This window comes from Actinoplanes sp. NPDC023801 (assembly GCF_040639655.1).
GTDB lineage: Bacteria > Actinomycetota > Actinomycetes > Mycobacteriales > Micromonosporaceae > Actinoplanes.
The window spans coordinates 260,972-280,030 of record NZ_JBFAAI010000006.1 but is presented as its reverse complement, the minus strand read 5'-3'; the positions used below and the strand labels follow the sequence as shown (position 1 = coordinate 280,030).

17 protein-coding genes and 1 pseudogene are annotated in these 19,059 nt (G+C 69.8%); 17 read left to right on the top strand and 1 reads right to left on the bottom strand.

All coding sequences use genetic code 11. From position 1 onward, the window contains the following. The first annotated feature begins 9 nt into the window (after positions 1–9). The 12 genes from AB0G04_RS14980 (at position 10) to AB0G04_RS14925 (ending at position 13,311) form a co-directional block, all read left to right on the top strand. The gene (locus AB0G04_RS14980) at positions 10–870 is read left to right on the top strand and encodes a DNA-formamidopyrimidine glycosylase family protein (RefSeq protein ID WP_360982190.1); all 861 of its coding nucleotides are present in this window, start codon (positions 10–12) and stop codon (positions 868–870) included. Positions 871–1,047: 177 nt separating this feature from the next. Next, complete coding sequence (locus AB0G04_RS14975) at positions 1,048–2,631, top strand: sugar transferase (RefSeq protein WP_360982188.1); 1,584 nt, start codon at positions 1,048–1,050, stop codon at positions 2,629–2,631. Between the two features lie 11 nt (positions 2,632–2,642). Continuing rightward, entirely contained in the window at positions 2,643–3,836 is a 1,194-nt protein-coding gene (locus AB0G04_RS14970; RefSeq protein ID WP_360982186.1) for a histidine kinase, read from the top strand. Beyond that, positions 3,833–4,570 carry a response regulator transcription factor gene (locus AB0G04_RS14965; protein WP_360982184.1) on the top strand — a complete coding sequence of 246 codons (738 nt, stop codon included), beginning with the start codon at positions 3,833–3,835 and terminating at the stop codon, positions 4,568–4,570. The genes AB0G04_RS14970 and AB0G04_RS14965 overlap by 4 nt, the downstream gene beginning before the upstream one ends. Before the next feature lie 258 nt (positions 4,571–4,828). Then, entirely contained in the window at positions 4,829–5,515 is a 687-nt protein-coding gene (locus AB0G04_RS14960; RefSeq protein ID WP_360982182.1) for a response regulator transcription factor, read from the top strand. A gap of 11 nt (positions 5,516–5,526) precedes the next feature. Next, positions 5,527–6,573, top strand: a complete 1,047-nt coding sequence (locus AB0G04_RS14955; RefSeq protein WP_360982312.1) for an ATP-binding protein — start codon at positions 5,527–5,529, stop codon at positions 6,571–6,573. A 13-nt stretch (positions 6,574–6,586) separates the two neighbouring features. Then, positions 6,587–8,158 (top strand): DUF4173 domain-containing protein, encoded by a 1,572-nt coding sequence (locus AB0G04_RS14950; RefSeq protein WP_360982180.1) that lies wholly within the window; start codon positions 6,587–6,589, stop codon positions 8,156–8,158. A 31-nt stretch (positions 8,159–8,189) separates the two neighbouring features. Next, positions 8,190–8,579, top strand: coding sequence for a hypothetical protein (locus tag AB0G04_RS14945; RefSeq protein WP_360982178.1), 390 nt, complete (start codon positions 8,190–8,192; stop codon positions 8,577–8,579). Then, on the top strand, positions 8,576–10,201 hold the full coding sequence (locus AB0G04_RS14940; RefSeq protein ID WP_360982176.1) for a cation acetate symporter: 1,626 nt from the start codon (positions 8,576–8,578) through the stop codon (positions 10,199–10,201). The genes AB0G04_RS14945 and AB0G04_RS14940 overlap by 4 nt, the downstream gene beginning before the upstream one ends. 61 nt (positions 10,202–10,262) lie before the next feature. After that, complete coding sequence (locus tag AB0G04_RS14935; RefSeq protein ID WP_360982174.1) at positions 10,263–10,907, top strand: hypothetical protein; 645 nt, start codon at positions 10,263–10,265, stop codon at positions 10,905–10,907. Positions 10,908–10,966: 59 nt separating this feature from the next. Then, a complete protein-coding gene (locus AB0G04_RS14930) occupies positions 10,967–11,722 on the top strand; it encodes an ABC transporter ATP-binding protein (RefSeq protein WP_360982172.1) in 756 nt (251 codons plus the stop codon). Then, entirely contained in the window at positions 11,713–13,311 is a 1,599-nt protein-coding gene (locus AB0G04_RS14925; protein WP_360982170.1) for an ABC transporter permease, read from the top strand. Before AB0G04_RS14930 ends, AB0G04_RS14925 begins: the two co-directional genes overlap by 10 nt. Before the next feature lie 20 nt (positions 13,312–13,331). Here AB0G04_RS14925 and AB0G04_RS14920 read toward each other — a convergent pair whose 3' ends face one another. Beyond that, entirely contained in the window at positions 13,332–13,634 is a 303-nt protein-coding gene (locus AB0G04_RS14920; protein ID WP_360982168.1) for a hypothetical protein, read from the bottom strand. Between the two features lie 78 nt (positions 13,635–13,712). Between AB0G04_RS14920 and AB0G04_RS14915 the strand changes: the two are divergent. The 5 genes and pseudogenes from AB0G04_RS14915 to AB0G04_RS14895 all read left to right on the top strand — a co-directional run. Then, positions 13,713–14,231, top strand: a pseudogene (locus AB0G04_RS14915) (flavin reductase family protein); the annotation flags it as partial. A 137-nt stretch (positions 14,232–14,368) separates the two neighbouring features. Next, entirely contained in the window at positions 14,369–14,725 is a 357-nt protein-coding gene (locus AB0G04_RS14910; RefSeq protein WP_360982166.1) for a DUF485 domain-containing protein, read from the top strand. Then, entirely contained in the window at positions 14,725–16,398 is a 1,674-nt protein-coding gene (locus AB0G04_RS14905) for a cation acetate symporter (protein ID WP_360982164.1), read from the top strand. The genes AB0G04_RS14910 and AB0G04_RS14905 overlap by 1 nt, the downstream gene beginning before the upstream one ends. A gap of 216 nt (positions 16,399–16,614) precedes the next feature. After that, on the top strand, positions 16,615–17,781 hold the full coding sequence (locus AB0G04_RS14900; protein ID WP_360982162.1) for an LCP family protein: 1,167 nt from the start codon (positions 16,615–16,617) through the stop codon (positions 17,779–17,781). 111 nt (positions 17,782–17,892) lie between these two features. Beyond that, a complete protein-coding gene (locus tag AB0G04_RS14895; RefSeq protein ID WP_360982160.1) occupies positions 17,893–19,047 on the top strand; it encodes an LCP family protein in 1,155 nt (384 codons plus the stop codon). Positions 19,048–19,059 lie beyond the last annotated feature (12 nt).

Here is a 19,059-nt window from a genome sequence, read left to right as displayed (position 1 = left end):
CGTGAAAGGGTGCCCGAACTCCCTGAGGTCGAGGCGCTCGCGGCCTATCTGCGTGAGCGCGCGGTCGGCCGTACCGTGGAACGCTTCGAAGTGGCCTCCTTCAGTGCGCTGAAGACCTATGATCCGCAGCCGTCGGCGCTTGCCGGTCTGGCCGTGACGAGTGCCGGCCGGCACGGCAAGTTCCTCGACGTCGGCATCGGCGGCGACCTGCATCTGATCGTGCACCTGGCCCGGGCGGGCTGGCTGCACTACCGCGACTCGTTCAAGTCGCCGGCTCCGCTGAAGCCGGGCAGCGGCCCGATCGCGATCCGGGTGCGGCTGGACGACGGGTCCGGCTTCGATCTCACCGAGGCCGGTACGCAGAAGTCGCTCGCCGCCTATCTGGTGCGCGACCCGTCCGAGGTCCCCGGCGTGGCGCGGCTCGGCCCGGACGCGCTTGCCGTGTCACCGGAGGAGTTCGCCGACCGGATCCGCGGCCGGAAAGGACAGATCAAAGGGGTCCTCGTCGACCAGGAGGTGCTGGCCGGGATCGGTAACGCGTATTCCGACGAGATCCTGCACGCGGCAAGGCTGTCCCCGTTCGCGCTCACCGGAAAGCTGAGCGACGAACAGATGGCGACCCTCTACGAGGCGATGCGGACGATCGAGACGGACGCGGTCGAGAGATCGGTCGGGCAGAAGGCGGCCGAACTGAAGGGCGAGAAACGCGCCGGGATGCGGGTGCACGCCCGGACCGGGTTGCCGTGCCCGGTGTGCGGGGACACGGTTCGAGAGGTGTCGTTCGCGGACAAGAGTCTGCAGTACTGCCCGACCTGCCAAACCGGAGGAAAACCGCTGGCGGACCGCCGGCTGTCCAAGCTGGTCCGGTGAGCCGCTACCGAACGATAACGGTGCGTATACATCACGATTGTCGCCGTGACGTCACCTTCTCTACGGCCGATCCATCGGTATAGTGGCCCGGTCCCTGGCAACCGTTATGACGCGAACGGGTATCGGCGGACCCACCGACGACCCAGAGGGCGTGGCGGTGCGTAATCTTTTTTCCGGATGCGGGAGGACGTAGGCGGAGTGACTACTAGCCTGCATCGCCCAACAACCGACAGCAGCCGGAGCGGACCCGTGCGGTACGACAGCTTCGAGTGGCAGGAACAGCCACCGAGCAACGGGGTGCCGCGGAACGCCTGGGGCCGGCAGAGCCGCAGACTGTCCCGCTGGCACCGGCCATACACCGTTCTGCTCATCGTGTTCGATCTGATCTCCACGCTCGGCGCCAGCCACATTGCGAGCTCGCTGGAGAAGTCGCAGGCCGGCTTCCAGAACCGGTCCTGGTGGTTCCTGGAGGGTCCGGCCCTCTTCAATTTTTTCGCCTACGTCGTTCTGCCGCTCGGCTGGCTGGTCCTGCTCTGGACCAATGGCACCTACGACCGTCGTTACCTGGGGCTGGGCAGCGAGGAGTTCAAGCGGGTCCTGCGGACCTCGGTCACCGTCGTCGCCGCCGTCTCGCTGCTCGCGTTCGCCACCAAGGCCGATCTGTCCCGCGGGACGGTCGCCACGGTGTCGCTGAGCGCGCTGCTGCTCCTGCTGCTGGGCCGGTCCATCGCACGGCAGATACTGCATTTCGCACGGCGCCAGACCGGCCACGGCGCGCACCGGATGGTGCTGGTCGGCACGCTGCCGGAGGCGCTTGAGGTCTACACCGCGGTGACCCGCAGCCCGGCCGCCGGCCTGATCCCGGTCGCGATCCACCTGACCGACGGTTTCTCGGCCGCGCGGGGCATCGAGACGCCGGTTCCGGTCTACGCCGGACGGGACGTGTTGTCGCTGGTCCGGGAGGTCGGTGCCGACACCATCGCGGTCTGCGGCTCGGCCAGTGCCGAGCCCGGTGAGCTGCGCCGCCTGGCCTGGCAGCTGGAGGGCACCGGCGTGGACCTGGTGGTCGCGCCGCAGCTCACCGACATCGCCGGCCCGCGCGTGCACATCCGGCCGATCGAGGGCCTGCCGCTGCTGCACGTCGAGGAGCCGACGCTCTCCGGCCCCGGCTGGCTGGTCAAGAACCTGATGGACCGGATCGCGGCGGCCCTCGGCCTGTTGGTGATCAGCCCGATCCTGGCGTTCATCGCGCTCGGTATCCGGATGTCCGACCCGGGGCCGGTGTTCTTCCGGCAGACCAGGGTCGGCCACGACGGGCGCACGTTCCGGGTGTGGAAGTTCCGGACGATGTACGTGGACGCCGAGGAGCGCAAGGCGACGCTGGACGAGCTCAACGAGTCCGACGGCATGCTGTTCAAGATGAAGCAGGATCCGCGGATCTTCTCGTTCGGTGCGAAACTGCGGGCCACCTCGATGGACGAGCTGCCCCAGCTGATCAACGTGCTCAAGGGTGAGATGTCGCTGGTGGGCCCGCGCCCGCTGCCCGCGGACGACGGCGACTACCTGGGCGACGTGCGGCGCCGCCTGCTGGTGCGCCCCGGCATGACGGGTCTGTGGCAGGTCAGCGGCCGTTCCGACCTGTCCTGGGACGAGGCGGTCCGGCTCGATCTCTACTACGTCGACAACTGGTCGCTGACCTACGACCTGAGCATCCTGTGGCGGACCATCTGGGTCGTTCTCAAGCGCAAGGGCGCTTATTAAGGTCGTTCACCATGACGGGCCAGGTCGGAAGCGCCATCGCGGTGGTCGCGGTGCTGGCCGCCCTGGCCGCGGCGGTGGTCGCGGTGCTGCGGTTGCGGGCGCGGCGCGGGATCGCGACGGCGATGCAGCGAGCCACCTACGACGTTCTGCACACGGCGGCGCTCGCGGCGGAACCGCTGCGGGCCGGGTTGTCTCCGGCGACGGCCGGTAAGGCGGTCCGGCATCTGCGGGTGCTGGTCGGTGCGGTCGGGCTGGCGATCGTCGACGGGGACCGATGCCTGGCGTACGACGGACGCGGTGCCCATCATGAGGATGAGCTGGTGGCTGCGGCGCGGCGTGCGGCCGGGACGCGGCGTTCGGTCGTACTCAATGGCTCTGATCTTGCCTGTGATCGTGTCGATTGTGTGGTCCGTGGTGCGGTGGTCGCGCCGCTGACCGGACCGTCGGGTGAGGTGACGGCCGCGCTGGTCGCGGTCGCCGACGGACAGCCGGCACCGGGTCTGGTCCAGGCGACGCTGGAGTCGGCGCGGTGGGCGGGTTCGCAGCTGGCGCTGGCCGAACTGGACTCTTCGCGGGAGCGGCTGGCCCGGGCCGAGGTCCGGGCGCTGCGGGCGCAGATCAGCCCGCATTTCATCTACAACGCGCTGACCGCGATCGCCTCGTTCGTGCGGACCGATCCGGAGCGGGCCCGGGAGCTGATCCTGGAGTTCGCCGAGTTCACCCGCTACTCGTTCCGGGCGCACGGCGAGTTCACGACGCTCGCCGAGGAGCTGCGCTCGATCGACCGTTATCTGACCATCGAGCGGGCCCGGTTCGGGGACCGGTTGCAGGTGAGGCTGCAGATAGCGCCTGAGGTGCTGCCGGTGGGCCTGCCGTTCCTGTGCCTGCAGCCGCTGGTGGAGAACGCGGTCCGGCACGGCCTGTCCCGTAAGCCGGGCGTCGGTATGGTGAGCATCGAGGCACGCGACGCCGGGGCGGAGTGCCACATCACGGTCGAGGACGACGGGGTCGGCATGGATCCGGCGGTGTTCACGCGGGACGGTTCGGACGCCGAGGACGGCCAGCACGTCGGTCTGGTGAACGTGGACGAACGGCTGCGCTCGGTCTTCGGCGACCACAACGGCCTGGTGGTGGAGACGTCACCGGGCTCGGGTACGAAAGTGAGCATGCGGGTGCCGAAGTTCCATCCCCAGGTGCGGGCATGAGTCTCGTCGTCCTGGCCGTCGATGACGAGCCGCCGGCACTCGACGAGCTGGCCTATCTGCTGAACGCCGACGGCCGGGTCGCGCACGTGCACCGCGCCGGCGATGCCACCGAGGCGTTGCGGGTGCTGCGGGACACCGAGGTGGACGCGGTCTTCCTGGACATCCGGATGCCCGGCCTGGACGGCATGGAGCTGGCCAGGATCCTGCGCCGGTTCGCCCAGCCGCCGGCGATCGTCTTCGTGACCGCCTACGACGACGGGGCGGTGGACGCCTTCGATCTGGGTGTGACCGATTACGTCCGGAAGCCGGTGCGGGCCGAACGCCTGGCGGAGTCGCTGCGCCGGGTGGCCGGGCTGCGTGCCGCTCCGGCGCCGGCCGCGCCGGCCGACGAGCCGGCGATTCCGGTGGAGCTGGCCGGCACGACCCGCATGCTGCCGCGGTCGTCGGTGCGGTGGGTGGAGGCGCAGGGCGACTACGCCCGGCTGCACACCGGGGACAATTCCCATCTGGTACGCGTCTCGCTCGCCACCCTGGCCGAGCGGTGGGCCAACGCCGGTTTCGTGCGCATCCACCGCTCCTACCTGGTGCAGTTGCGACTGGTCACCGAGCTGCGGCTGACGAATTCGGGTTACGTGGTGGCGGTCGACGGGGTCGAGTTGCCGGTGAGCCGGCGGCACACCAGGGAGCTGAAGGACCGTCTGATCCGGGCCGCCAAGCACGACTGGATCCGCTGAATCCACACGTTTATCCACAGCCCCACAGGCTTCTCCACAGAGTTATCCACAGGCAGGTGCGGGTTATCCCCCATTCCTGCCAAACCCGGGATCCGCCCTGGCCACAGCAAGTGACCCGGCACAGGATCACCTCCACAGGTTGTTCACATCTCCACCGCCTGCTCTGCGCAGGCGGTCAATAAGCTCCTGGCCACCGGCCGGTGAGCCACGGGGGCGCACCGGCCGGCGACCAGGGTCGTACGGAAAGGTGCCAGGGGCGTGGAGAGTATCGAGCGACGAATTCTCGTCGTGGAGGACGAGCGGGCCATCGCCGACGCGGTCGCCGCACGGCTCCGCGCCGAGGGCTTCCTGGTGCAGGTGGTGGGCGACGGTCCGGGCGCGGTCGCCGCGGTCCGGCAGAGCCCGCCGGACCTGATGATCCTCGACGTGATGCTGCCCGGCTTCGACGGCCTCGAGGTGTGCCGGCGGATCCAGGCCGAACGACCGGTCCCGGTGCTCATGCTGACCGCCCGCGACGACGAGACGGACCAACTGGTCGGCCTCGCGGTCGGTGCGGACGACTACATGGTCAAACCGTTCTCCATGCGGGTGCTCGCCGCCCGGGTGCACGCCCTGCTGCGACGCGCCGACAAGGCCGTCATCCCGGCTCCCGCACCCGGCCTGCGGATCGGCGACCTGGAGATCAACCAGGCGGAGCGCCGGGTACTGCGCGCCGGGGTCGAGGTGCACCTGACGCCGACCGAGTTCGACCTCCTGCTGCACCTCGCCGGACGGCCGCGCACGGTCCTGCCCCGGGAGCGGCTGCTGGCCGACGTGTGGGGCTGGGCGGACACGTCCGGGACGCGGACGGTGGACAGCCACATCAAGGGTCTGCGGCGCAAGCTCGGGGCCGGCCTGATCCGGACCGTGCACGGCGTCGGTTACGCGCTCGAGGTGGACCGGTGATCACCGCATTGATGATCCGGATCCACAACCTGGTGGCGCCGCTTTTCGCCTGGCTGCCGCGGCCGCTCGACCCGGTCCGTTCGATCAAGGCGAAACTGTCCCTGGCGCTGGGTTTCGCCGGCGGGGTGGGCCTGCTGGTGTTTCTCTGGCGCATCGACTTCTACCGGGTCGACGTGCTGTGGATCGCCATCGCCGCGGCTCTCGGCCTGGTCACCCTGCAGGTCATGGCACACGGCGCAACCGTGCCACTACGGGAGATGACGGTCGCGGCCCGGGAGATGGCCCGCGGCGACTACACCCGCCGGATCCGGACCCGGTCGCAGGACGAGGTGGGCGAGCTCGCGACGGCGTTCAACCAGATGGCCGCCGACCTGGAAGCCTCCGACCGGCAGCGGCGGGAGCTGATCGCGAACGTGTCGCACGAGCTGCGTACCCCGATCACCGCCCTCCGGGGCCTGCTGGAGAACATCGTCGACGGGGTGGCCACCGCCGAACCGGAGACGATGGAGACCGCGCTGGCCCAGACGGAGAGGCTCAGCCGCCTGGTCACCGACCTGCTCGATCTGTCCCGTCTGGACGCCGGGGTCGTGCCGATGCGGCGCGAGCCGATCGACGTGCCGTCCTTCCTGGACCTGGTGGTACGGGAGGCGACGGTGAACGCCGGCGGCAGCGGCCACGACGTGCGGTTCGAGGTCTCGGCGCCGCGCCTGGTGGTCCCCGGCGACCGGGAACGCCTGCATCAGGTCTTCGCGAACCTGCTTGACAACGCGGCCCGGCACAGCCCCCGCGGCGGCCTCGTCATGGTCCGGGCCGAACGCCACGACGACCACGTGGTCCTGGCCGTCATGGATCAGGGCGACGGCATCCCGGCCGCCGAGCGGGAACGGGTCTTCGAACGCTTCACCCGGGGCGAACGCGCCACCGGCGGCGGCACCGGGCTCGGCCTGGCGATCGCCCGCTGGGTCGTACAACTGCACCGGGGTTCCATCGCGGTGGTCGAACCGGACGATCGCCGCGGATGCCACATCCAGGTACGACTTCCGCTGCAAGCGGCCTGAGGAGATCTCCGACATGTCCATAGTCACGAACAAAACGGCGGCCGGGCAGGTGGGGCCCCTCAACGGTCCGTGGCCCGCGATCAATCCGTGGAGCCGGCACTGGGCCGGCCCGGGCCGCCCGGCCTCACCCGCCACGGTCGTCGCCGTCCTGACCGCCACCGTGATCGCGGCACTCAGTGTCCCGCTGGACCGGACCGGGCTCGGCTGGCTGATCACCGCGCTGGCCGGGGCCGGAGCGCTGGTGGCGGCCCGGGTGATCCGCACCCCCGAGGCGGTGCCGGCGATGGTCGAGCGGCCGGCCGACGCCGGCACGCGCGGCCGCTTCCTGTGGGGTGCCGCCACCGTGGCGCTGCTCGCCGTCGGAACATTCCGGGCGGCCGGCTGGCTGTTCGTGCTGTGTCTGCTGACCGCGACACTGACCACCGCGCTGGCACTCTCCTCCGGCCGTTCCCTGCGTTCCATCCTGCTCATGTACCTCCTGGTCCCGATCGCCGCGGGCCGGGGCGGTGTGTGGCTCGCCCGCGGCGCCGCACGGCTGCGCGGCCGGGGCCGGACCGGTGCCCCGCTGCGCATCGCAGCGACCCTGGCGGTGTCGATCGCGCTGCTTGTCGTCTTCGGCGCACTGTTCGTCTCGGCCGACGCCGCGTTCGCCCGGGTCTTCGAGTCGGCGATCCCCGACCTGGACGCGTTCACCGTCTTCACCTGGGTGTTCGTCTCGGCGGTCACGGGACCGCTGCTCACCGCCGCCGCTTACCTGCGCGCCGCGCCGCCCAGCCCCGGCAGGCTGGACCTGACCGAGGGGCGCAAGGTCGGCCGCCTGGAGTGGGCGATTCCGCTCGGGCTGCTCGTCCTGCTGTTCGCCGCGTTCGTGGCCGTCCAGCTGACCGTCCTGTTCGGTGGGAGCCGGCACGTGGTCACGACCGACGGCCTGACCTACGCCGAGTACGCCCGCAGCGGCTTCTGGCAGCTGTGCGCGGTCACCGGTCTGACGCTGCTGGTGCTGGCCGGGGTGGCCCGGTGGGCGCCGCGGACCGGACGTGCCGACCGGATCCTGCTGCGGGTGGTGCTCGGTGCGCTGGCCACCCTCACCCTGGTGATCGTCGCCTCGGCACTGCACCGGATGAACGTGTACACCGAGACGTACGGCCTCACCCGGCTGCGCCTGCTGGTTGCCTGCTGCGAGATCTGGTTCGGGCTGGTGCTGGTGATGGTGCTGGTCGCGGGCATCCGGATCCGGGCGGCCTGGCTGCCCCGGGTGGCGATCGGTGCCGGAGTGCTGGCCCTGCTCGCCCTGACCGGCGCGAACCCGGACGGCCTGATCGCGGAGGATCACGTCAAGCGGTTCGAACGCACCAACGAGATCGACGTGTGGTACCTGGCCGACCTCTCGCCGGACGCGGCGCCCGCAATCGCCGGCCTGGACGACCCGGAACGCCGTAACTGCCTGCTGGCGGCGATCGGCGACGGCATGCCGGCCGACGACTGGCGGGGCTGGAACGCGGCCCGGCAGACGGCCCGCGACCTGATCGCGAAATACCCGCCGCGCGACCGGGGTGTGTGTCTCCAGATGCTTGACCGGTATTGACATTCGGGCGGGGGCGGACAGACTGCCGGGCATGGCCGTCGAGGAACCGCCCCCGCGCCCGCGCGTCCGGGTCGTGCTCGCCGACGCCGCGGCCCGGCGTGCGGCGGCCGACCACGGCAGCGCTGACCTGGCCGAACAGACCCCGGTCGGGGAGGCGCTGGTCAAAGGGCTGGTACGCGCCCAACTGGCCCTGGCGTTGCGGCTGGCCCTGGTGGTGGCGGCCGGGCTCGGCACGCTGCCCCTGTTGTTCGCCGTGGCACCGGCCGTGGGCGAGGTGAAGCTCTTCGGGATGAACCTGCCGTGGGTGCTTCTCGGCCTGCTGTCGTTCCCGTTCCTGGTCCTGGTCGGCGCGGCCTACGTGCGGTGGGCGGAACGCAACGAGCAGGACTTCGCGGCACTGATCCGCAGGCCGGAGAAGTGAATCCGTACCTGGCGCCCGGCCTGATCCTGGTCCTGCTGCTGACCGTGGCGATCGGCGCGTACGGCCTCCGTTTCGCCCGGACCACATCGGACTTCCTGGTCGCGTCACGATCGGTGAGCCCGTCCTGGAACGCGGCCGCGATCAGTGGTGAGTACCTGTCCGCGGCGTCCTTCCTCGGTGTGGCCGGTCTGGTTCTGCGTTACGGCGTGGACGTGCTCTGGTACCCGGTCGGTTTCGCCGCCGGCTATCTGGCCCTGCTGCTGTTCGTGGCCGCCCCGCTGCGCCGCTCCGGGGCGTTCACGTTGCCCGACTTCTGCCAGGTCCGGCTGCGCTCCACCGCCCTGCGCCGGTTGGCGACCGCGTTCGTGCTGTTCATCGGCTGTCTCTACCTGTTGCCACAGTTGCAGGGTGCGGGTCTGACGTTCGCCACGCTGACCGGTGGTTCGTACGCCTGGGGTGCCCTGGTCGTCGCGGTCGTGGTGACGGCGAACGTGGCGTTCGGCGGGATGCGGGCCATCACGTTCGTGCAGGCGTTCCAGTACTGGCTGAAGCTGACGGCTCTGGCCGTACCGATGATCTTCCTGATCCTGCAGTGGCAGGCCGACGGACGCCCGCAGGTCACGCCGCCCGCGGGCACCGTCTTCCCGGCCGCGACCACGGTCGTCGTCGAGCAGGACGCGGTGCTGGACGGCACGAGAAGCGTCGAGGCCGGGGAGACCCTGCGCTTCGCCGCCGGCGACCGGGTCCCGCAGGTGAGCACTGTGGACGCCGAGTTCGGTGCGGACTGGCTGCTGCCGGACGGGAAGCAGAGCCTGTTCGCGACGTACTCGCTGATCCTGGCCACGTTCCTGGGCACGATGGGGCTGCCGCACGTCCTTGTCCGGTTCTACACGAATCCGGACGGTGCCTCGGCCCGGCGCACCACCCTCGTGGTGCTCGCCATGGTCGGCCTCTTCTACCTGCTCCCGACGTTGTACGGGGTGCTCGGCCGGATCTACACGCCCCAGCTGCTGATGACCGGCAGCAGCGACGCGGTGGTCCTGCTGCTGCCCGAGGCGGCACTCGGTGACGGGCATCTGGGCCGGTTGCTCGGTGCCCTGGTCACCGCGGGTGCGCTTGCGGCGTTCCTGTCCACCTCGTCGGGCCTGCTAACCAGCGTGGCCGGGGTGATCTTCACGGACGTGCTGCGACCGGGACGGAACGGCTCGATCCGGGATTTCCGGGTGGCCACCCTCCTCGCCGCGGCGGTGCCGACCCTGCTCGCCCTCTATGTGTCCGACATGGACGTCTCCCGGGTGGTGGGGCTGGCGTTCGCGGTGGCGGCGTCCAGTTTCTGCCCACTGCTGGTGCTCGGCATCTGGTGGCGGGGACTGACCGACGTGGGCGCGATCGCCGGGCTGGTCGCCGGTGGCGGCGCCGCGATGGCGGCCGTGCTGCTGACCGTGCTGGGTCCGCCGCTGACCGGCTGGTCCGCCGAGGTCATCAATCAGCCGGCCGCCTGGACGGTGCCGCTCGCCTTCCTGGTGATGGTCGGCGTCTCGCTGTTCAGCGGGCGGCGGGTCCCGCCGGACGTGGGCGCCACGATGCTGCGGTTGCACGCGCCGGAATCACTCCGCGGCTGATTTAAGGATCTTTAAGGTTTCCTGCCCGGCCACGGTTGAGCCCGCACCCGTATTCGCTGGCATGAGACGCACATACCGCCGCCCGGGACAGACCGGGAGCAACCGCAAGATCGTGATCGGGCTCGTGGTGGCCGCCGTGGTCGGCGGCGGTATCGCCGTCGGCACCGGCCTGAGCAGCGCGTCCACCGCCTGTGACGGGATGGACCAGGCGATCCGCCAGAACCAGCAGTTCATCGCCGGTCAGCGGGCGAACCCGAACTCGCAGACCGAGGCCGTGATCGCGAACCGGCAGGCCGTGATCGACCTGATCAACGTGCAGAAGAAGCAAGCCGGTTGTGGCGGTGCCGTCGCGGCTCCCCCTGCCCCGCCGGCTCAGCAGGCCACCAAGCCGCCCGCGCAAGCGACCAAGCCTCCGGTTCAGGCGACCACGCCGCCCGCCCAGGGCGGCAACGGCGGCGGCGACGTGGTGTGCGCCGGCTCGACCGTCACGCTCTCCGGCGAGGGCGGCGCCCCGGCCGCGTCCAGCGGAACCCACCCGATCGGCACGACGCTGCGGGTCCGCAACCTGGACAACAACAAGAGCATCACGGTCAAGGTGGCCAGCACGTCGGGCAGCTGCATCCTGCTCAACAACGCCGCCTTCGAGGAGGTCCGGGAACCCGGAAAGTTCCTGATCAGGCGTGCTGTGATCGAGCGGGTGGGCTGATTCGCTCCGGGCGGTCCGGATGTTTCCGGACCGCCCGGCGGCCCGATACGTTCTATTTCATGAACGACACGGCGGCGATGGCGCTTCACGGGCTCGTCAAGCATTTCGACACCCGTCTGGCGGTCTCCGGGGTGAGCCTGGACGTCCCCGCCGGTTCCTTCTTCGGCCTGCTCGGCCCCAACGGGGCCGGCAAGACCACCACGCTCTCCATGGCGGTGGGCCTGTTACGGCCCGACCAGGGCGACGCCTTCCTTCTCGGGTACGACGTGTGGCGCTCCCCAGCCGAGGCGAAGGCCCTGGTGGGGGTGCTGCCGGACGGCGTGCGCATGTTCGACCGGCTGAGCGGCCCGGAGCTGCTCGCCTACCACGGCCTGCTGCGTGGCATGCCCGCCGAGACCGTCGACCAGCGCTCCCGCGACCTGCTCGACGTGCTCGAGCTGGGCAGCGGCAACCGCACCCTGGTGGTCGACTACTCGGCCGGCATGAAGAAGAAGATGGGCCTGGCCTGCGCCCTGTTGCACGCCCCGCGGCTGCTGGTGCTCGACGAACCGTTCGAGGCGGTCGACCCGGTGTCGGCGGCGCTGATCCGCGACATCCTCCAGCGGTACGTGTCCGGCGGCGGCACCGTCGTCTTCTCCAGTCACGTGCTGGAGGTGGTGGAACGGCTCTGCTCGCACGTGGCGATCATGTCGGACGGTGTGCTGCGGATGACCGGGACACTGGCCGAGGTCCGCGGCGAACGCTCTCTGCAGGACGTGTTCGTGCAGGTGGTCGGAGGCCGGGTGGCCACCGGGTCGGAACTCGCGTGGCTCTGAATCCGGTTCCCGGGCCGGTTCCGATCCGCGTGTTCGTCCGGCTCAAGCTGCGGATCACCGCGAACAGCCTGCGCGGCCGCCCGGCCCGGATCGTGATGTTCGTCCTCGGCGCGGTCGCCGCCTGCCTGCTGGCGATCCTCGGGCACGCGATCTTCGCCCTGCCCGGGTTGCTCGACCGGCCCGTGATGGCCGGGGTCCTGTTCCCGTTCGGCGGCGCGCTGCTGATGCTCGGCTGGGTGTTCCTGCCGCTGCTGTTCTTCGGGGTGGACAGCACGCTCGATCCCGCACAGTTCGCCCTGCTGCCGCTGCGCCGCCGCAACCTGATCACCGGGATGGGCGCCGCCGCACTGGCCGGGCTTCCCGCGCTGGCGACCCTCGCGGCCACCCTGGGGATGGTGACGTCGGCGGCCCAGCTCGGCGGCCTCGGCGCGGCTCTCACCGGGCTGCTCGGCGTCGTCTGCGGGCTGCTGCTCAGCGTGGTGCTGAGCCGGGCCGTGATCAGCGCCTTCGCCACCGCGCTGCGCTCACGCCGGGCCCGTGATCTGGCCACCATCATGCTCGCGGTGGTGGCGGCGTCGATCGGCCCGCTCGAGCTGACCCTGCTCGGAGTGCTGAACCGGGCGGACTGGGACTCGGTCGAGGCGATCGCGCGGGTGACCGGGTGGACGCCGTTCGGCGCCCCGTACACGATGGGTCTCGATGTCGCCGCCGGGCGCGCGTGGGCCGTACCGCTGAAGCTTCTGATCGTTCTCGTCACCGTGGGCCTGCTGGTCCGGTGGTGGAGCCGCACCCTGGAACAGGCGATGGCCGGCACCGCGAGCGCAGGCGGGCGGGCCGTGACGCCCGACCGCCGCCGTCCGGTGGATCAGCTGCTGTTCCGCTGGTCACCGCGGAGCCGGTTCGGCGCCCTGACCGCCCGCGAGATCCGCTACTGGTGGCGCGAGACGCGGCGGCGGGCCGCGCTGGTCACCCTCGGCATGGCCGGCATCTTCCTGCCGCTCTCCACCGCTTTCGCCGGTGGCGGCGGACAGGCCACCGGGCTGGCGTTCATCGTCGGCGCCATCGCTCCGATCGGCCTGGCGAACCAATTCGGGTACGAGGGAAGCGCCTACGCCACCAACCTGGCCACCGGGGTGCCGGGCCGGCTCGAGGTGCACTCCCGGGCCGCCGCACACGCCCTGTTCACGGTGCCGTTGCTGCTCGTCGTATCGGTGATGACGGGTCTCGTGGCGGACCGGCTGGAGGCGGTCGCGGCACAGCTCGGCGTCCTGCTCGCCACCTACGGTGCGGGGCTGGCACTGGTGCTGCCGATCTCGGTGCGGGCCGCCTACGCACTGCCGGACACGACCGGCCCGTTCTCGCTCTCGTCGGGCGGCGGGTTCAGCAAGGCGCTGCCGGGTCTGGGTGCGCTGTTCGGGGCACTGCTCGGCGGGTTGCCGATGCTGATCATCTCGTGGTCGTGGCCGTGGATCGGGTTGCCGGCCGGGCTTGCGTACGGGGCCGGCGCCTATCTGCTCGGCGCCCGCCTGGCCGGGCGCATGCTCGACCGCCGGATGCCGGAGCTGCTGGCGGCGGTCACCTCACGTTAGGTCCGTCGCGCGGATCCGGCCTAACGCAACCGGCGCAGGCCGTCCTGGTCCGAGCGGTCCACCTGGGCCTCGTTCCGGGGTGCCGGGATCCGGCCGACCGGGCCGGGCCGCAGTCCTTCCTCGCGGACGAAGATGCGCCGCCGCTGCAGAGCGTTGCCGGCCGGGCCGAGCACATAGCCGTCGAGCCATATCCATCCGTCATAGGTGGCTCTCGGGTCGACCCGGATGATCCGGAAGGTCAGCGCCCGCTCACCGGAGAACTGGACGCTCGCCGCCGGACCGACGTGCACGACGTCGCCCGGACGGAGCAACTCCTGACTCATGACTCGAAAATAGTTGTTGATCAATCGGATCGGGTAGCCGCGTGCGCAATCTGTAAACGGGAGAATGACCGGATGCAGTCTGAAGAGCCGGGTGCCCGCATCCACTCCACCGATCCGTTCGCCGTTCCGGAGACGGAGAAGTCCCAGGTCCGGCGCCTGCGAGGGCGACTCGCCGCGACCGTCACGCTGTGGACCGCACCGGGCCCGGCCGGACTGACCGTCTCCTCCGCGGTGGTCGCCGACGGCGAGCCGGGCCGCGTGCTCGGGCTGATCGACGAGGAGAGCGACTTCTGGGAGGCGGCCGTGGCGGCCGGACGCTTCGCGGTCACCCCGCTGACCCCGGCCGACCGGCAGCTCGCCGACCGGTTCGCCGGCCTCTTCCCGGCACCGGGTGGCCTGTTCGCGGCAGGCGACTGGACGGATACCGGGTACGGCCCCGTTCCGGCGCACGCCGGCGCCTGGGCCGGGTGCCGGCTCGACGGAAGCCGCCCGTGCGGGTGGGCGCGGTTACTCGAGGGAGTGATCGAGACGGTCCGGACCGGCGCCACCGGGTCTCCTCTGATCCACTACCGGGGCAGGTACACCGAACTTGCCTGACTGCCGCTCGGCTTCTGCTCTGCCGCTCAGCGCATTCAGACCACCACTCAGCGCAGACCGCGACCGGCGGGCGGTGACACGGCTCACTCCTTCGTACGGTGCCGGAAAGTCCGCCCCGACGAAGGTGGTGAATCCCCGTGCCGGCATCCGCCGAGAGATACCTCGAAGTGCAGCGCTCCGAGGAGTTCGCTCAACTGCGCCACAGGCTGCGCAGATACATTTTCCCCACGACGGTCGCGTTCATCGTCTGGTACTCGCTGTACGTGCTGCTGTCCGCGTACGCGCGGGACTTCATGGCCATCAAGGTGATCGGCAACATCAACGTCGCGCTCATCTTCGGCATCCTGCAGTTCCTCTCGACGTTCCTGATCGCCTGGCACTACTCGCGGTACGCCGCGCAGAAGCTCGACCCGCTCGCCGATGACATCTACAACGAGCTGGAGAACGGTCCGGCCACGCCGGCCGCGACCGCGACCGACGGGGGCAAGGCCTGATGACCCCGCAGTTCCTCGCGGCCGAATCGGCTGCCAGCTCCCGCTCGCTGACCATCACGCTGTTCCTGGTCTTCGTGGCCATCACGCTCGGCATCACCATCTGGGCCAGCCGGCAGACCAAGACGGCCACCGACTTCTACGCCGGCGGCCGGCAGTTCTCCGGCTTCCAGAACGGCATGGCTATCGGCGGCGACTACATGTCGGCGGCGTCGTTCCTCGGCATCGCCGGCATCATCGCCCTGTACGGCTACGACGGCTTCCTGTACTCGATCGGCTTCCTGGTCGCCTGGCTGGTGGCGCTGCTGCTGGTCGCCGAGTTCCTGCGCAACTCCGGCCGGTTCACGATGGCCGACGTGCTCGCGTTCCGGATGCGTCAGCGCCCGGTCCGTACCGCGGCCAGCGTCTCCACCATCGTGGTGTCGATCTTCTACCTGATCGCCCAGATGGTCGGCGCCGGCGCTCTGGTCTCGCTGCTGCTCGGCATCAAGCCGGGCACCACGTTCCTGGGCATGGACGCGGGTACCGCCAAGGTCGCCACGATCATCCTGGTCGGCGCCCTGATGATCACCTACGTGACGGTCGGCGGCATGAAGGGCACCACCTACGTCCAGATCGTCAAGGCGTTCATGCTCATGGGTGGCGCCCTGATCATGGTGATCATGGTGCTGGCCAGCTACAAGTTCAACCTGTCGGCCCTGCTCGGTGACGCCGCCGCACAGTCCGGCAAGGGCAGCGCCTTCCTGGAACCGGGCCTGCGCTACGGCGTCGAGACCGCAGGCGACGCGGCCAAGACGTTCTACTCGAAGATGGACCTGCTCTCGCTCGGCCTCGCACTGGTTCTCGGTACCGCCGGCCTGCCGCACATCCTGACCCGGTTCTACACCGTGCCGACCAGCCGGATCGCGCGCAAGAGCGTGCTCTGGGCGATCGCCATCATCGGCACGTTCTACCTGTTCACCCTGGCTCTGGGCTTCGGCGCGGCGGCCCTGGTGGGCGGTGCGGACATCACCGCGCAGGACAAGGCCGGCAACACCGCGGCCCCGCAGCTCGCCCAGGAGCTCGGCATCAAGTACCTCGGTGGCGACACCGGGGGTGCGATCATGCTGGCCGTGATCGCGGCGGTCGCATTCGCCACCATCCTGGCCGTGGTCGCCGGCCTCACCCTGGCCTCGTCGTCGAGCCTCGCGCACGACTTCTACGCCAGCGTGATCAAGCGGGGCAACGCGTCCGAGCGGGACGAGGTCCGGGTCGCCCGGTTCTCCGCCCTGCTCATCGGCGCGGTGGCGATCGCCCTGTCAATCTTTGCGCAGAGCCTCAACGTCGCCTTCCTGGTGGCGCTCGCGTTCGCGGTGGCGGCGTCGGCGAACCTGCCGGCGATCCTCTACAGCCTCTTCTGGCGCCGGTTCAACACCTCCGGGGCGCTCTGGTCCATCTACGGCGGCCTCATCTCCGCCGTGGTGCTGGTGTTCTTCTCGCCGGTCGTGTCCGGCTCGCCCACCGCGATGTTCCCGAACCAGGACTGGCACTTCTTCCCGCTGTCCAACCCGGGCATCATCTCGATCCCGCTCGGCTTCTTCTTCGGCTGGCTCGGCACGGTCATCTCCAAGGAGACCGACCCGGAGAAGTACGCGGAGCTCGAGGTCCGGTCAGTGACCGGCCACGGAGCCCACTGAGGGTTGTTCGCGACCCACCGCGAGCTCAAGCAGGCGGAGGGTTGACCGAGACGTCTCCACCGTCGCGAACAACCCTCAGTTGAGGGTTGTTCGCAGTGCACGGGCCGGCGTAGTCGCCGACGCCGGCCCGTGTTCGAGCCGTCACTCTCCTCCTACCTTCGTGCCGAAGCGCCGCGACACCACGGATCAACGCTCGGCACTCCGTAATCTGGTGTCATGTCTGCCACCACCTCTTCCAACGGCAACCCCTCCGGACGTGCGTCCGTGCCCGGGCCCGGCCGTCCCGACCGGGACTGGTCCCCGCGCGGTGGTGACGACTTCCCGGCCTCCGGCCCTCGTGGCCCGCGTCCCCCCGGCGGCACCGGCCGCGCGTACAACGGCGGACGCCGCCCGCGTCCCCGCTGGGGTCGCATCGCTCTCGTGGCCGGCGCGGTCGTCCTGGTCCTCGCCCTGGTGCTCGGCATCACCGCGTGGGGTTACTTCTCCGGCCTGGACGACAACCTCAAACGCACCAACGCCTTCACCGGCATCACCGCGGACCGGCCCGCCAAGGCCGTCGAGGGCGCCTTCAACATCCTGCTGATCGGCACCGACTCCCGTGACCCGGACGCCGTGCAGAACAAGGCCGGCAAGTGGCGTGCCGACACGCTGATCCTCATGCACGTGCCGGAGGACCACCAGTCGGCTCAGCTCATCTCGATCCCGCGGGACCTGTGGGTGAGCATTCCGACCGAGGACAACGCGCCGTGCAGCTCGTCCAGCCGGGCGAAGATCAACGCGGCGTTCGCCTTCGGTGGCATCCCGCGGGCGATCCGTACCGTCGAGTGCCTGACCGACGTACGCATCGACCACGTCATGACGATCGACTTCGGTGGCTTCAAGGAGGTCACCGACGCGCTCGGCGGCGTCGACCTCAAGGTGGAGCAGGACATCACGTCGATCCACAAGCCGTTCCGCGAGTTCAAGAAGGGCACGATGCACATGAACGGTGCACAGGCCCTGGACTGGATCCGGCAGCGCAAGCAGTTCCCCCGCGGTGACTTCGCCCGCATGCAGCACCAGCAGGACTTCCTGAAGGCGCTGATGGACAAGGCGTCGAGCAGCGGCACGCTGACCAACCCGGCGAAGCTCAACGGCTTCCTGAACTCGGTGACCGCGGCCGTCACGGTCGACGAGACGTTCTCGCTGAAGGACATGGCCGTGCAGTTCCGGAACCTGCGCGGGGAGAACCTCACCTTCATCACCAGCCCCAACAAGGGCAGCGAGACGATCGACGGCCAGTCGGTCGTGGTCAGCGACCGGGAGAAGGCGCTCGCGCTCTACGAGGCGGTGGCCGCGGACAAGATGGACGAGTGGCTGAAGGCCAATCCGCCGAAGAAGTGACGACGACTGTCAGGCAACTGTGACTTCAATCTGAAACCAGAAAGAACTTCAGCAGTCGCAGGAGAGTCCGTAGGGTGATGCAGCCCCCGATCCCTCCCGTTGGAGTGCTGCATGACCGCCACGGCGTACCGGCAGTCGCCACCCGTCGTGCCCCCGGCACCACCCGAGAAGCCCCGCAAACGACGCGCACCGCTCTGGGCCAGACTGAGCACCACGGCCGGAGCGGTGTTGCTCGTCGCCAGTGCGGGCGGCTTGATCGGCGGAAAGATGCTGATCAACCAGACCACCGCGACGATCGAGGTCAAGGACCTCACCGGTGACGCCAAGAAGACCGTCGAGGAGGGTGGCGGTGCCACCATCGAGGGTCCGATCGACCTGCTGCTGATGGGTGTCGACAAGCGCGCCAGCTGGGAGGACGACCAGTTGCACGCCGACACCATCATCATCCTGCACATCCCGGCGAGCCACGATCAGGCGTACCTGATCTCCGTCCCCCGCGACACCGAGGTCGAGGTGCCCGCGTTCGCGCCGAGCAAGTACAGCGGCGGGACGACCAAGGCGACCGAGGCGTTCTTCCACGGAGCTCAGAACGGCGCCGGGATGGCCGGCGGTGCGCAGCTGCTCGCCAAGACGCTGAAGAACGTGACCGGGATCAGCTTCGACGGCGCCGCGATCATCAACTTCAACGGCTTCAAGGGCGTGATCGACGAGCTCGGCGGCGTCGACATGTGCGTCGACCAGCAGGTCACCTCGAAGCACCTGGGCCTGATCGGCGGCAAGCCGGTCTATCTCACCGGCCCCGAGGCCACGAACCGGCCCTCCAAGCCGGTGGTGCACAAGGTGGGCTGCAGGCAGATGGAGGGCTGGGAGGCACTCGACTACGCCCGCCAGCGGTACGGACTCAAGAACGGTGACTACGACCGGCAGCGCCACCAGCAGCAGCTGCTCAAGTCGATGGCGAAGAAGGCATCGGACAGCGGCGTGATGACCAACCCGCTCAAGATCAGCTCACTGCTCACGCCGGCGGGCAAGGCCTTCACCCTCGACATCGGCGACATCGAACTCACCGACTTCGCCCTCGGCCTCAAGGACGTCGCGGCCAACGACATGGTCCTGCTGCGGACCAACAGCGGCACGTTCTCCAGCAACGGCAGCGGGCGCGAGGAGTTCAACGACATCAGCCGGCAGATGTTCCAGGCGGCGAAGAAGGACAGGCTGGCCGAGTTCGTCCTCGACCACCCCGAGGTCGTCGCCAACGAGAAGTAGTCCGCCCGGATC